The organism is Pseudoxanthomonas kaohsiungensis, from assembly GCF_010211765.1.
Taxonomy (GTDB): Bacteria; Pseudomonadota; Gammaproteobacteria; order Xanthomonadales; family Xanthomonadaceae; genus Pseudoxanthomonas; species Pseudoxanthomonas kaohsiungensis.
This window is the reverse complement of sequence record NZ_PDWO01000005.1, coordinates 52,865-65,469: the sequence shown is the minus strand read 5'-3', so window position 1 is coordinate 65,469 and position 12,605 is coordinate 52,865. Positions and strand designations below refer to the sequence as shown.

Below are 12,605 nucleotides of genomic sequence, written 5' to 3'. Positions count from 1 at the left end.
GGGTTGACCGGCTACGGGCTGCCTGTCGGCGGCGGCTGCGGAAAGCGGACCGTCGCGACCGTTCCGGTATCCAGCGCGCTATCCAGCGAGATCTGCCATCCGAAGCGTTCGCACAGGCGCAGGACGATCGACAGTCCCAGGCCGGTCCCCATCGGGCGTTCCGGGGCGGCCCGGTAGAACGGCTCGAACGCCCGCGCCAGCGCCTCCGGCGCCATGCCGATGCCGGTATCGCTCACCTCGACGCTGTCGGGACCGATGGTGATGGACACGGTGCCGCGGTCGGTGTAGCTGCAGGCGTTCCGCAGCAGGTTGCCGATGACCACGTGGAGCACGCGCGGCGGTGCGTACAGCTGCGGGCGCGCATTGCAGTGCACCTCGAGCTGGACCGGCTTGTCGCCGAGGAGCATGCGCGCGCTGTCGGCCTCTTCCTGCACGACCTCGCAGACGTCGAACCATTCGCTCTGCGGCTCGATGTCCGAGTCGCGCGCCAGGATCAGGAAGGCATCGATCACCGCCTCCATGTCGCGGCCCGAGCGCTGGATGCGTTGCAGGCTGCGCACCACCCGAGGCGACAGCGCCGGATCCTCGAGGGCCATGTCGCTGGCCACCCGGATCACGGTCAGCGGCGTGCGCAGCTCATGGCTGGCATCGCGGGTGAAATTGCGCTCGCGCTCCAGCTGCGCCTCCACCCGCCCGCCCAGGGAGTGCAATGCGCGCGCCAGCTGCCGCGCCTCGCCCTCCATGTCGGCAGGCAGGCGTTCGGGCGCCAGCGCGGCGATGTCGGGGTGGCGCGGATCCCAGCGCGACACCAGGCGCGCCAGCCAGGCCACCGGCGACACCATGCGCTTGGACGCCTTGTAGGTCAGCCAGGTGGCGCCGTAGATCGCGAACAGCGCCAGCATCGCCGGCAGCACCGCGAACCACAGCGCAACCCGGGTGGCCTGGTCGCGCAGGTAGACCAGATACAACGTCCCGGCCTGCTGCTGGTCGACCCATACCAGCTGGCCGTCGGCCGCCAGGTCGTGGAAGCCCGGCGCCAGCGGGCGCAGGTGGGCCGGCAGCGACAGGTTCGAGTACCCCGCCTCGACCAGGTAGCCGCGCAGGGAGAAGTTGTTGGGCGGGGGTTGCGCCGGCGACGCCTCGTAGAGCTGCCAGAAGTGGCGGGCTTCGTCCTGAAGGGTGGCCTGGATGAAGCCGTACTTGAACAGGGTCGCGACGACGTAGAAAGCGACCAGGATCGCCAGGCTCGCCATGACCATCTGCACGATGAAGGCGATCCGGATCTTCCTTGGCAGACCGTGCGGCATTCGGGGTGGGCTGGGAGGTGGCTGCCGAGTCTAGGCAAAGGCGGATCGAGCCGGCGTGATTGTCCGGCCCGACCTGTGCATGGCGCCAGTCCCCGGCGGTGGCACCGGCCGCTTCGGCTGGATCAGTTCGCCGCCACCGGCTGGGCGATGTCGGCCACCCGGTAGCCCGCGCTCTGCACGGTATGCAGCAGCGGCCGGTCGAACGGCTTGTCGATCACCTTGCGCAGGTTGTAGAGGTGGCTGCGCAACGTGTCCGAGTCGGGCAGGCTGTTGCCCCAGATCTCGCGCTCGATCTCCTGGCGGCTCACCACGCGCGGCGATTCGCGCATCAGGATGGTCAGCAGCTTCAGGCCGATCGGCGACAGCTGCAGTTCCAGGTCGCCGCGCGTCACGCGCATGCTCACCGGGTCCAGCACGAGGTCGGCGACGGTCAGCACCTCGGAACCGACCTGGCGGCGCTCGCGGCGGATCAGCGCTCGCAGGCGCGCTTCCAGCTCCTGGATGGCGAATGGCTTGGTCAGGTAGTCGTCGGCGCCATGGCTCAGGCCGGTGAGCTTGTCGTCCAGGGTGTCGCGCGCGGTCAGCATGAGCACGGGGGTGGACTTGCGTGCGTCGCTGCGCAACCGGCGACAGACCTCGATGCCGTCCAGCCGCGGCAGCATCAGGTCCAGCACCACCGCGTCGTAGCTGTTCTCGGCGGCGAGGCGATAGCCGTCCAGGCCATCGGCGGCGTAGTCGACTTCGAAACCCCGGCTTTCGAGGTACTCGCCGATCATCTCGGAGATGTTTCGGTTGTCCTCGACGACCAGCACCAGCCCGGCGGTCTCTTTGCCCTGACGCATGTCGCACTCCGTGTTTTCAGCTTTGTGAACCTTGCCCAAGACCGGGTAGATGGCATGTGAAGACACCTGTCCCGGCGCCGCGGGAAAGGACCGGGCAGAGCGTCGGTTCAGCGCGCATTTGGGAAACGCGATACCGCGCGTTACAGGAGCGGTTCCAGCAACGGCCAGGCGTTCTCGAGCAGGCGCGGCTGGGCCGCGGCGGTGGGATGCAGGCCGTCGGATTGCATGAGGCCGGGCTGCAGGGCCACGCCCTCGAGGAAGAACGGCACCAGTGCGACGCCATGCTGCCGGGCCAGGTCCGCATAGACCTGGCGCAGGCGCTGGCGGTAGGCCGGACCGTAGTTGGGCGGAACATCGATGCCGAGCAGCAGCACCTTGGCGCCGGCGTCCCCGGCCAGCACGACCATCTTCTCCAGGTTGCCTCGCACCTGCGCCGGTGCCAGCCCGCGAAGGGCGTCGTTGCCACCCAGCTCGATCACCAGCACCGAAGGCCGGTGCCTGGCCAGGAGCGCCGGCAGTCGCACCAGCGCACCGGCGGTGGTTTCGCCGCTTATGCTGGCATTGACCACCTCGCGCGGCCGGTCATCGCGCGCGGCCAGCCGGTGGCCGAGCAGGCTGACCCAGCCCGAGCCCGCCGGTATGTTGTGCTCGGCGCTCAGGCTGTCGCCCACCACCAGCACCGGACCGGTGGCCGGACCTCTGGCACAGGCCAGCACCGGCGCCAGCAGCGATGCTGCCAGCAGCAGCCAGCACGCCAGCCGGCGCGGCCGCCCCGCGACCCTGCCCCGCCAACCTTCGATCATCCGCATCCTGGAGACTCCCATCGATACCCTGTCCACTACCGCTCCCAGCATAGCCACCGCGATCGCCGTGCACGACGTCGGCAAGTCGGTAGCCGGACCGGAAGGAGAAGTGCGGATACTCGATGGCGTGGACTTGACCGTCGATGAAGGCGGCACGGTCGCCATCGTAGGCGCCTCCGGCTCGGGCAAGACCACCCTGCTCGGGCTGCTCGCCGGGCTGGACCTGCCGAGCCGCGGCAGCATCACCCTCGCCGGGCAGCGGCTGGACGCCCTGGACGAGGAGGCGCGCGCGGCGTTGCGCGCGCGCGAAGTCGGATTCGTGTTCCAGAGTTTCCACCTCCTGCCGTCGCTGACCGCCGAGGAGAACGTGGCGCTGCCGCTCGAGCTGGCCGGCCGCGAGGACGTGGCGCGGGTGCGCGAGGTGCTCGAGTCGGTCGGCCTGGACAAGCGGCGCCGGCATTACCCGCGCCAGCTCTCCGGCGGCGAGCAGCAGCGCGTGGCCCTGGCTCGCGCCTTCGTCGGCCGGCCACGGATCCTGTTCGCCGACGAGCCCACCGGCAACCTCGACCAGGCCACCGGCCAGCACGTCAGCGACCTGCTGTTCGAGCTCAACCGCCGCAACGCCACCACCCTGGTGCTGGTGACCCACGACCTGGCGCTGGCGCGGCGCTGCCGGCGGGTGTATCGCCTGGATGGCGGCCGCCTGCATGCGGTCGCGCCGCTTGCCGACGGCGAACAGGCCGGGGACCCGGCATGAACGTGCTGCGGCATGCGGCGCGTTCCCTGCGCCGTGAATTCCTCGCGGGCGACCTGATGACCGTGTTCGCTGCGCTCGCCCTGGGGGTGGCGGCGATGACCGCGGTCGGCACCCTGGTCGACCGGGTGACCCTGGCCCTGACCTCCAGCGCCGCCGAGGTCGTCGGTGGCGACCTGGGCGTGCGCGGACGCGAGGAGCCGCCGGCGGGACTGGCCGACGAAGCCCGCCAGCGCGGCTTGCGCAGCGTGCGCATGGTCGCGTTCCCGAGCGTGCTGTTCCACGGCGAGGCCAGCCAGATGGCCACGGTCAAGGGCGTGAGCGAGGGGTATCCGCTGCGCGGGCAGCTGCGCGTCGGGCACGACGAGGGTGGCCTCGGTGGCGAGGCCGCGAAGACGCCGGCGCCGGGCCAGGCCTACGCCGATCCGCGCCTGCTCAAGGCGCTCGGCGTGCAGGTGGGCGACGAGATCGAGTTCGGCAACGGCCGCGTGCGCATTACCGCAGTGCTGCTGGCCGAGCCGGACGCTTCCGGCGAGCTGCTGCAGATGGCCCCGCCGTTGCTGGTCAATCGCGCCGACGTCGATGCCGCCGGCCTGCTCGGCCCGGGCAGCCGCGCCTCCTACCGGCTGATGTTCGCCGGCGACGCCGCTGCCATCGACGACTTCCGCCAATGGCTTCAGCCACGCCTGGACGGCCGCGTGCGCCTGGTCACGATCGAGGACGCGCAGCAGGGACTGCGCGGCGCGTTCGACCGCGCCGGACGCTTCCTCGCCCTGTCCGCGTTGCTCGCGGTGCTGCTGGCCGGCGTGGCCACGGCACTGGCGGCCAACCGTTTCGCCCTGCGCCGGATCGACACGGTGGCGGTCCTGCGCTGCCTGGGCGCGCGCCAGCGCGACATCCTGGCGGCCCTGTCGCTGCAACTGCTGCTGCTGGCAGTCCCGGCCTGCGTGCTGGGCATCGGCATCGGCATGCTCGCGCAGATGGCGCTGGTCGAAGTGCTGGGCAGCCTGATCCCGGCGCGCCTGCCACTGCCACAGGCGACGCCGGTCCTCAGCGGGGCCGGCATCGGCCTGCTGTTGCTGCTGGGCTTCGGCCTGCCGCCGCTGCTGCGCCTGCGCGGGGTCCCGCCGATGCGCGTGCTCAACCGCAGCTTCGCCGCGCTGCCCCCCACTTCGCTGCTCACTTACCTGGCCGCCCTCGCCGCGACGGTGGTGCTGGCGGTCTACGCCACCGGCGACCTGCCGCTGGCGGCCTGGATCCTCGGCGGCCTCGGCGCACTCGCGGTGCTGTCCGCGCTGGCCGGCATCGTGCTGTTGTGGCTGCTGCGGCGCGTGCAACGGCGTGTGGGTGGCGCATGGAAGCTGGGGCTGGCGGCACTGACCCGGCGGCGCGCCCTGGCCGTGGTGCAACTGGTCGGATTGTCGTTGTCGCTGTGCGCGCTGCTGCTGCTGGCGGTGATCGGCCCGGGGCTGCTCGGCGAGTGGCGCGAGCGGCTGCCGCCGGATACGCCCAACCACTTCCTACTCAACATCCAGCGCGACCAGGCCGGCGCCGTGGAAAGCACGCTGCGCGGCATCGGCGTGGCCGATCCCGACCTGCAGCCGTTCGGCACCGGCCGGCTGGTGGCGATCAACGGCCGGCCGCCACGGCGCGAAGCCGACGATGGCGCTGACGGCGCCGGGGACGAGGCCAACCGGCCGGTGAATTTCTCCTGGCGCAGCACCTTCCCGCCGGCAAACACGCTGCTGGCAGGCACGTTCTGGAAGCCGGGAAGCACCGGCGCCGAAGCCTCGGTGGAGGAAGGCTGGGCCGGGCGCTACGGGCTGGGACTGGGCGACACGGTCACCCTGCAACTTGGCGAGCAGGAGCGCACGTTCACCGTGACCAGCCTGCGCAAGGCCGACTGGGATTCGTTCCGGGTCAACTTCTTCCTGCTGCTCAATGCCGGCGCGGTCGGTGACGCACCTTACAGCCTGATCTCCAGCTTCCACCTTCCCTCCGGCCGGACTGCGGCGCTGGCGCCGGTGGCCCGCGAGTTCCCGAACGTATCGGTGCTGGAAATCGACGCGATCCTGCAACGCGTGCGCGAGGTGATCGAGCAGGTGGCGCAGGCGGTGCAGCTGGTGATGGGCTTCAGCCTGGCCGCCGGCGTGCTCGTGCTGCTCGCGGCGCTGCAGGCGACCGCGGGCGAGCGCCGCTTCGACAGCGCGGTGCTGCGCACCCTGGGCGCGCGGCACGGCCAGCTGCGCGGCGCGGTGCTGGTCGAATTCGGCGCACTGGGACTGCTCGCGGCGATCCTGGCGGTCGGCGCGGCCGCGCTCATCGGCACCCTCGTGTCGCGCCAGCTGTTCGAACTGGCCCTGTCGCCGCCGTGGACGTCGCTGCTCGCCGGCGGCGCACTGGGAGTGCTGCTGAGCCTGGTGGCCGGCTGGTCGGGAACCCGGCGGATCCTGCGCACCCCGCCGGCGCTGGCGCTGCGGGAGGCCTGAGCGCCCGCCGCGTCGCGTGGGACGACACCGTGCAGCCGGGCCTCTTCGGGGGGCCGGCGCGCGCGGGGCGATGATCGGGGCGCGGCGCTGGCCTATGCTGCGCTCCCGGTTCCCACGAGTGCGCCTGCCCGATGCCCGCCCTGCCCGTCTCCAGCTATTTCGTCCCGCTGCTGCTCCTGCTGGGCAGCAACGTGTTCATGACCTTCGCCTGGTACGGGCACCTGAAGTACAAGCATGCGCCGCTGCTGACCGTGATCCTGGTCAGCTGGGGCATCGCCTTCTTCGAATACCTGCTGATGGTGCCGGCCAACCGGATGGGCAGCGCGGTGTATTCGGTGGTCCAGCTCAAGACGATCCAGGAGATCATCACCCTGGTGGTGTTCGCCGGCTTCTCGGCCTGGTACCTCGGCCAGCCGCTGAAGTGGAACCACTACGCGGCCTTCGTGCTGATCGTCGGCGCGGCATTCCTGATGTTCTACGAAGGCCCGGCCGCGGCGCGCTGAGCCGCCGGCCCCGCGTCCGTCGCGCAATGCGCCCCGCGTCGCGCGGGGCGCCGGGCTCAGAAGCGGATCTTCCCGGTCAGGATGTCCTTGAACATCACCCAGTCGCCGGCGAAGGAGTAGAACGGATGGCGGAAGGTCGCCGGCCGGTTCTTCTCGAAGAAGAAGTGCCCGATCCAGGCGAATCCATAGCCGCACGCCAGCGCGGCCAGCAGCCACCACGGGTTGCCGCGCGCGATCGCCAGGGCCAGCAGCACCAGCACGCCGCAGCTGCCGATGAAGTGCAAGCGCCGCGAGGTGCGGTTGCTGTGCTCGGACAGGTAGTACGGATAGAACTCGCGGAAACTGGCGAAACGGGCCATCGCATCCCCTCCCAGGGAACGCCGCGCGCTACGCGCTGCGCGGCGCGAACATGATGACGGCCATGCCGGCCAGGCACAACGCCACGCCCAGCAGGTCCCAGCGGGTCGGGCGGACGCCGTCGACCCACCACAGCCAGAAGATCGCCAGGCTGATGTAGACCCCGCCGTAGGCCGCATAGACGCGGCCGGTCGCGGTCGGATGCAGGGTCAGCAGCCAGGCGAAGAGCGCCAGGCTCGCGGCGGCGGGCACCAGCAGCCAGGCGCTTCCGCCATTGCGCAGCCACGACCACACCAGCCAGCAGCCGGCGATCTCGGCCAGCGCGGTGATCGCGAACAGGAGGAAGGTGGCCATGGCCGGCGCTCAGTCCCGCCCACCACGCTCGAGCCGCTTGGCGCGGTCCCAGTAGGCTTCCTGCTGTTCGAGAGCCAGCGTCGGCAACGGCGTGCCGTCGTCCTGCGCCAGCTGCTCCATGGCGCGGAAGCGGCGCTCGAACTTGAGGTTGGCCCGGCGCAGCGCGGCGCCGACGTCGACCCTGGCATGGCGGGCCAGGTTGGCGGCCACGAACAGCAGGTCGCCAATCTCGTCCTCCAGCCGGGCGCGGTTGTCCTCGACCGCACCGCGGTCGAACTCGGCACGGACCTCTTCGATCTCCTCGTGCAGCTTGGCGATCACCGGCCCCGGCCCGGGCCAGTCGAAACCGGTGCGCGCCGCCCGCGACTGCAGTTTCACCGCGCGCTGCCATTCGGGCAGGCCACGGGAAATACCGGCCAGCGCGGAGCGATCCTCTTCGCCGGCAGCGACGCGCTCGGCGCGCTTGATCGCCTCCCAGTTCAGGGTCTGCTCGTCGGCGTCGGCGAAGCGGGCTTCACCGAACACGTGCGGGTGCCTGCGCACCATCTTGTCGCCGATCGCTTCGGCCACGTCGTCGAAGGCGAACGCGCCCTGTTCGCTGGCCATCTGCGCATGAAACACCACCTGCAACAGCAGGTCGCCGAGTTCGTCCTTCAGCGCGTCCAGGTCGTTGCGGTCGATCGCGTCGGCGACCTCGTAGGCCTCCTCGATCGTGTACGGCACGATCGTGGAGAAATCCTGTTGCAGGTCCCACGGGCAGCCGCCCTGCGGATCGCGCAGGCGTGCCATGATTTCCAGCAAGCGGTCGATGGGGCGGGTGGCGTCGTCCATGCGGGGACTCCAGGGTGGCAAGGAAGGACAAGGCGATGTTGCCGGACCCAGCACTGCAGGCGCCCTTCTTGGAGGAGCCCATCGGACGGCGACGCGGGCGTCGGGGGATGGGGCCTCACTTGGAGCGGCGGCGTCGGGTCGCCGATGAATCGGCTCCTACAACAGCCAGTCGCGCCAGGGCAGGTCCGGGTCGCCCAGCGCGATGAAGTCGCCGTTGAGCAGCGACTCGCGCCGGTTGTAGCGGAACGGCTTGCCGGTATCGGCGGCAAGCAGCGCGCCTCCGGCCGCATGCAGCACGCATTGCGCCGCGGCGGTGTCCCACTCCGAGGTCGGGCCGAAGCGCGGGTAGACGTCGAGTCCGCCTTCGGCGATCCGGCAGAACTTCAACGACGAACCCAGCGCAACCTCTTCGATCGGCCCCATCCGGTCGAGCACCGCCTGGGTGCGGGCGTCCCGGTGCGAACGGCTGGCCGCCACCCGCAGCGGCGCGGTCGCCGGTGCGCGGGCACGCAGCACGCTGTCGCGATGGCCGTCGCGGCGATAGGCCAGTTCGCCACGCACGGCATGCCAGACCTGGCCACCGACCGGCGCCTGCACCACGCCCATCGCAGGCGCGCCCTGGTGGACCAGGGCGATGTTGACGGTGAACTCGCCGTTGCGCTTGACGAACTCGCGGGTGCCGTCGAGCGGATCGACCAGCCAGTAGCTGGACCAGTGCTGGCGGGTCGCCCAGGGAATGTCGGCCGATTCCTCCGACAGCACCGGCAGGTCGGGCGTCAGCCGCTCCAATCCCTCGACGATGATCCGGTGCGCGGCCAGGTCGGCGGCGGTGAGCGGGCTGGCGTCGTCCTTGTGGGCGACGTCGAAGCTTCCGGCGTAGATCTCCATGATCGCCGCGCCCGCCTGGCGGGCGATCGCGATCACGGTCTCGCGCAGGTCGGCGGTGATCCTGATCATCGTGCGGCCAGCCAGGCGCGGGCGATGAACAGGGCGGCCAGCGACCGGCCTTCGGAAAAATCATCTCGCAACATCAGCTGTTCCAGATCCTGCAATTTCCAGGGAATGACTTCGAGCTCCTCCGGCTCGTCGCCGGGAAGCTTCTCGGGATAGAGGTCGCGTGCCACCACCAGCCAGGAGACATGGCTCATGTAGGTCGGCGCAAGGGTCATGCCGCGCAGCACGTCGAGCCGGCGGGCGCCGTAGCCCGCCTCCTCCTTCAGCTCGCGGTCGGCCGCCTGTTCCGGCGTCTCGCCGGCATCGATGCGGCCCTTGACCAGCCCCAGTTCGTAGCGGTGCACGCCGGCCGCGTATTCGCGCACCAGCAACACGGTCCCATCGTCCAGCATGGGCACCACCACCACCGCGCCGTGGCCGCGGCTGACCATGCGCTCGAAGCGCCGGCGCTCGCCGTTGCCGAACTCCAGGTCCAGGCGTTCGAGCCGGTATGGTCCGACGTCCTGGGCGGCGGTCCCGTGGATGACCGGGAGGCGACGGCTCACGGCAAGTACCCGCGGCGCGGCCGCGGCGCGGCCGATATCATGGCGGGATGCACGAACGTGATCATGAGCCGCGAATGCTAGCAGACCCGGCGACCGAACAGGCCGGCGCACGGTGGCGGGAACGCGACCTGGCCGTGCTCTGGCACCCCTGCACGCAGATGCGCGAGCACCCCGACGTCCTGCCGCTGGTGCCCATCGAGCGCGGCGCTGGCGCCTGGCTGCACGGTTACGACGGACGCCGCTACCTCGACGGCGTCAGCAGCTGGTGGACCAACCTGCACGGGCACGCCGAGCCGCGCATCGCCGCCGCCATCGCGCGCCAGGCCGGCACCCTGGAACAGGTGATCCTGGCCGGCTTTTCGCATGCGCCGGCGGTGGAGCTGGCCGAGCGGCTCCTGGCGCTCGCGCCGCGACAGGCGGGCCGCGCCCCGCTGGCGAAAGTGTTCTACGCCGACAACGGCTCCGCCGGCGTGGAGGTGGCGCTGAAGATGGCATTCCACTGGTTCCGCAACCGTGGCGAGCCGGGTCGCACCAAGTTCGTCGCCCTCGAGAACGGCTACCACGGCGAGACGTTGGGCGCGCTGGCGGTCGGCGACATCCCGCTGTACCGGCGCATCTATGCGCCGCTGCTGGCGCAGGCCCTGTTCGCGCCCTCGCCCGACGCCTACCTCGCCACGCCCGGCCAGTCCCCGGCGCAGCGCGCCGCGCAGGCCGCCGACGCGCTGGCCGACCTGTTCGACCGCCACCCTGGCGAGATCTGCGCCGTGATCCTGGAACCAAGGCTGCAGTGCGCCGGCGGCATGCGCATGCACGATCCGGCCTACCTGCGCCGGGCGCGCGAGCTGTGCGATGCCAACGGGGCGTTCCTGATCGCCGACGAGATCGCCACCGGATTCGGCCGCACCGGCACCCTGTTCGCCTGCGAACAGGCCGGTATCTCGCCCGACCTGATGTGCCTGTCCAAGGGCCTGACCGGTGGCTTCCTGCCGCTGGCCGCGGTGCTGGCCACGCAATCGCTGTACGACGGCTTCCTCGACGATTCGCGCGAGCGCGCGTTCCTCCACTCGCACAGCTACACCGGCAACCCGCTGGCCTGCGCGGCGGCGATGGCATCCCTGGATATCTTCGAAAGCGATGGCGTGCTGGAACGCAACCGCGCCACGGCCGCGGCGATGGCGTCCCTGGCCGCGCCGCTGTCCACGCACCGCCATGTCGCCGACGTGCGCCAGGCAGGCATGGTCGTGGCGTTCGAGCTGACCCGCGACGGCGACCGCGCCACGCCGTTCCCCGCCGCCTCGCGCGTCGGCCTGCGCGCCTACCGTGCGGCGCTGGCGCGCGGCGTGCTGCTGCGCCCGCTGGGCGACATCCTGTACTGGATGCCGCCGTACTGCGTCGACGACGCGCAGCTGCAACTGCTCGCCTCGGTCACGGCCGAGGCCATCGAGGAGGCCACCGCGTGCGCGTGACCCGCTGCCATGTCGACCTGCCCCTGCAGGTCGGCGCCGACCTGGCGCTGCCCGAGCGCGCGGCCAACCACCTGGTGCGCGTGTTGCGGCTGCGCGAAGGCGATGCCTGCGTGCTGTTCAACGGCGACGGCCACGACTACCCGGCTCGGCTGGCCGCCATCGGCAAGCGCGAGGCACGCGTGGAAGTGCTGGCGCGCGAGCCGGTCGCCAACGAGTCGCCGTTGCGGATCGTCCTGCTCCAGGGCATCGCGCGCGGCGAGAAGATGGACCTGATCCTGCAGAAGGCCACCGAACTGGGCGTGGCCGCCGTCGTCCCGGTCTCGGGCGACCGCACCGAGGTGCGGCTGGATGCCGAACGCGCCGGAAAGCGCCTGGCCCACTGGCGCAGCGTGCTCGAGTCGGCGTGCGAGCAGTCCGGGCGGGCGCGGGTGCCGGCGCTGGGAGCGCCGGCGACGCTGGATGCGGCCGCGCGCGCGATCGACGGCGAAGGCCTGCGCCTGGTACTCGATCCGCAAGGCGAACACCGGCTGGAGAGCCTGCACTCGCCGGCAGGCGGGAACGTGTGGATCGCGATCGGCCCGGAGGGCGGCTGGTCGCCGCGCGACCGCACCATCCTGCAGGCGGCCGGCTTCAACGGACTGCGACTGGGGCCACGGGTGCTACGTACCGAAACTGCGGGCCTGGCTGCCATTGCCGCCCTGCAGGCACGCTTCGGCGACCTGTAGGGCGGACTCGCCCCGCTGCTCTTCCGCCGTCGCTGGCCACGAGTCCCGCCGTCCCAGTAGCAGCGGGGCGAGCCCCGCTCTACGCAGGGTCCGGCTTTGGCAGCGGGACAGGCCGCGGGGCGGTTTTTTTTGGAACGGCGCGACGCGCCGGCCGGTCCGGGCGGCGACGCCGGCTCGGCCTCAGGCCGCGGCGGCCATCGCCTCGCCGATCATGCGCTCCACGCCTTCCAGGTCCGGCAGCAGGGCGCTCTGGTCGCCGAGCAGGACGCGCATCTGCACCCCGCGCGGCAGGTCTTCCTCCGACGCGTCGGCCAGCAGGCTGTCGCGCGGCACCGAGACCAGCTGCGGGAACGAGGCCGTCAGCAGGGCGAAGTACGGCAGGGTCTCGTCCTTGCCCAGGCCCTTGAGCACGATCACGCGGTTGTTGCGCATCGCCGGCTCCTCGCCCAGCCCGGCCAGGCGCGAAAACGCCACCAGGGGCACGTTCCACCCGTGCCAGACGATCTGCCCCGGCAGCCACGCCGGCGCACCCTCCACCGGCTCGATCGCCACGCGCGCCAGCACTTCGGCCACCGTCGCATTGGGCAGGAGCAGGCGCTCTTGGCCCACCTGGATCATGACACCGCGGATTTCGTCGCTGTTATAGGCCATCTGTCCTTCGTCCTCGAACGGTCT

Annotated in this window: 14 protein-coding genes; 5 read left to right on the top strand and 9 right to left on the bottom strand. The window is 71.2% G+C overall.

Translation table 11 applies throughout. From position 1 onward, the window contains the following. Positions 1–11 precede the first annotated feature (11 nt). The 3 genes from CSC66_RS07085 to CSC66_RS07075 all read right to left on the bottom strand — a co-directional run bounded on the left by CSC66_RS07085 (position 12) and on the right by CSC66_RS07075 (position 2,952). Positions 12–1,307, bottom strand: a complete 1,296-nt coding sequence (locus CSC66_RS07085; protein ID WP_162376694.1) for a sensor histidine kinase — start codon at positions 1,305–1,307, stop codon at positions 12–14. A gap of 122 nt (positions 1,308–1,429) precedes the next feature. After that, a complete protein-coding gene (locus CSC66_RS07080; RefSeq protein ID WP_162376693.1) occupies positions 1,430–2,149 on the bottom strand; it encodes a response regulator transcription factor in 720 nt (239 codons plus the stop codon). Between the two features lie 140 nt (positions 2,150–2,289). Continuing rightward, a complete protein-coding gene (locus CSC66_RS07075) occupies positions 2,290–2,952 on the bottom strand; it encodes an arylesterase (RefSeq protein ID WP_238394319.1) in 663 nt (220 codons plus the stop codon). Positions 2,953–3,001: 49 nt separating this feature from the next. On the opposite strand from CSC66_RS07075, the gene CSC66_RS07070 reads away from it, so the two are divergent. The 3 genes from CSC66_RS07070 to CSC66_RS07060 all read left to right on the top strand — a co-directional run bounded on the left by CSC66_RS07070 (position 3,002) and on the right by CSC66_RS07060 (position 6,698). Beyond that, positions 3,002–3,709 carry an ABC transporter ATP-binding protein gene (locus CSC66_RS07070; RefSeq protein WP_379655826.1) on the top strand — a complete coding sequence of 236 codons (708 nt, stop codon included), beginning with the start codon at positions 3,002–3,004 and terminating at the stop codon, positions 3,707–3,709. Further along, entirely contained in the window at positions 3,706–6,195 is a 2,490-nt protein-coding gene (locus CSC66_RS07065; RefSeq protein WP_162376691.1) for an ABC transporter permease, read from the top strand. Before CSC66_RS07070 ends, CSC66_RS07065 begins: the two co-directional genes overlap by 4 nt. Positions 6,196–6,326: 131 nt before the next feature. Further along, positions 6,327–6,698 carry a DMT family protein gene (locus tag CSC66_RS07060; RefSeq protein WP_162376690.1) on the top strand — a complete coding sequence of 124 codons (372 nt, stop codon included), beginning with the start codon at positions 6,327–6,329 and terminating at the stop codon, positions 6,696–6,698. A gap of 56 nt (positions 6,699–6,754) precedes the next feature. On the opposite strand, the gene CSC66_RS07055 is transcribed toward CSC66_RS07060, so the two are convergent. The 5 genes from CSC66_RS07055 to nudE form a co-directional block, all read right to left on the bottom strand. Further along, positions 6,755–7,057: an Mpo1-like protein gene (locus tag CSC66_RS07055; RefSeq protein WP_162376689.1), complete on the bottom strand. Its 303-nt coding sequence runs from the start codon at positions 7,055–7,057 to the stop codon at positions 6,755–6,757. Between the two features lie 28 nt (positions 7,058–7,085). Then, positions 7,086–7,409: a YnfA family protein gene (locus CSC66_RS07050; RefSeq protein WP_162376688.1), complete on the bottom strand. Its 324-nt coding sequence runs from the start codon at positions 7,407–7,409 to the stop codon at positions 7,086–7,088. Positions 7,410–7,418: 9 nt separating this feature from the next. Beyond that, a complete protein-coding gene (gene mazG, locus CSC66_RS07045) occupies positions 7,419–8,240 on the bottom strand; it encodes a nucleoside triphosphate pyrophosphohydrolase (protein ID WP_162376687.1) in 822 nt (273 codons plus the stop codon). 156 nt (positions 8,241–8,396) lie between these two features. Next, positions 8,397–9,197: a 3'(2'),5'-bisphosphate nucleotidase CysQ gene (gene cysQ / locus CSC66_RS07040; RefSeq protein WP_162376686.1), complete on the bottom strand. Its 801-nt coding sequence runs from the start codon at positions 9,195–9,197 to the stop codon at positions 8,397–8,399. Then, positions 9,194–9,739 carry an ADP compounds hydrolase NudE gene (gene nudE, locus CSC66_RS07035; protein ID WP_162376685.1) on the bottom strand — a complete coding sequence of 182 codons (546 nt, stop codon included), beginning with the start codon at positions 9,737–9,739 and terminating at the stop codon, positions 9,194–9,196. Before nudE ends, cysQ begins: the two co-directional genes overlap by 4 nt. Positions 9,740–9,786: 47 nt before the next feature. Between nudE and bioA the strand changes: the two genes are divergently transcribed. Together bioA and CSC66_RS07025 are read left to right on the top strand one after the other, a co-directional pair. Beyond that, entirely contained in the window at positions 9,787–11,205 is a 1,419-nt protein-coding gene (bioA, locus tag CSC66_RS07030) for an adenosylmethionine--8-amino-7-oxononanoate transaminase (RefSeq protein ID WP_162376684.1), read from the top strand. Next, positions 11,196–11,930, top strand: a complete 735-nt coding sequence (locus CSC66_RS07025) for a 16S rRNA (uracil(1498)-N(3))-methyltransferase (protein WP_162376683.1) — start codon at positions 11,196–11,198, stop codon at positions 11,928–11,930. The genes bioA and CSC66_RS07025 overlap by 10 nt, the downstream gene beginning before the upstream one ends. A gap of 180 nt (positions 11,931–12,110) precedes the next feature. Here the strand turns inward: CSC66_RS07025 and CSC66_RS07020 are convergent, their stop codons facing one another. Continuing rightward, positions 12,111–12,581 carry a chemotaxis protein CheW gene (locus CSC66_RS07020; protein WP_162376682.1) on the bottom strand — a complete coding sequence of 157 codons (471 nt, stop codon included), beginning with the start codon at positions 12,579–12,581 and terminating at the stop codon, positions 12,111–12,113. Between the last annotated feature and the right edge of the window lie 24 nt (positions 12,582–12,605).

Bases quoted from the DNA above. Each gene is read 5' to 3' on its own strand.
- CSC66_RS07065 (WP_162376691.1), top strand. From the start codon at position 3,706: ATGAACGTGCTGCGGCATGCGGCGCGTTCCCTGCGCCGTGAATTCCTC.
- cysQ (WP_162376686.1), bottom strand. From the start codon at position 9,197: ATGATCAGGATCACCGCCGACCTGCGCGAGACCGTGATCGCGATCGCC.
- CSC66_RS07080 (WP_162376693.1), bottom strand. From the start codon at position 2,149: ATGCGTCAGGGCAAAGAGACCGCCGGGCTGGTGCTGGTCGTCGAGGAC.
- CSC66_RS07050 (WP_162376688.1), bottom strand. From the start codon at position 7,409: ATGGCCACCTTCCTCCTGTTCGCGATCACCGCGCTGGCCGAGATCGCC.
- CSC66_RS07055 (WP_162376689.1), bottom strand. From the start codon at position 7,057: ATGGCCCGTTTCGCCAGTTTCCGCGAGTTCTATCCGTACTACCTGTCC.
- CSC66_RS07020 (WP_162376682.1), bottom strand. From the start codon at position 12,581: ATGGCCTATAACAGCGACGAAATCCGCGGTGTCATGATCCAGGTGGGC.
- CSC66_RS07075 (WP_238394319.1), bottom strand. From the start codon at position 2,952: ATGATCGAAGGTTGGCGGGGCAGGGTCGCGGGGCGGCCGCGCCGGCTG.
- bioA (WP_162376684.1), top strand. From the start codon at position 9,787: ATGCACGAACGTGATCATGAGCCGCGAATGCTAGCAGACCCGGCGACC.
- mazG (WP_162376687.1), bottom strand. From the start codon at position 8,240: ATGGACGACGCCACCCGCCCCATCGACCGCTTGCTGGAAATCATGGCA.
- CSC66_RS07085 (WP_162376694.1), bottom strand. From the start codon at position 1,307: ATGCCGCACGGTCTGCCAAGGAAGATCCGGATCGCCTTCATCGTGCAG.
- CSC66_RS07060 (WP_162376690.1), top strand. From the start codon at position 6,327: ATGCCCGCCCTGCCCGTCTCCAGCTATTTCGTCCCGCTGCTGCTCCTG.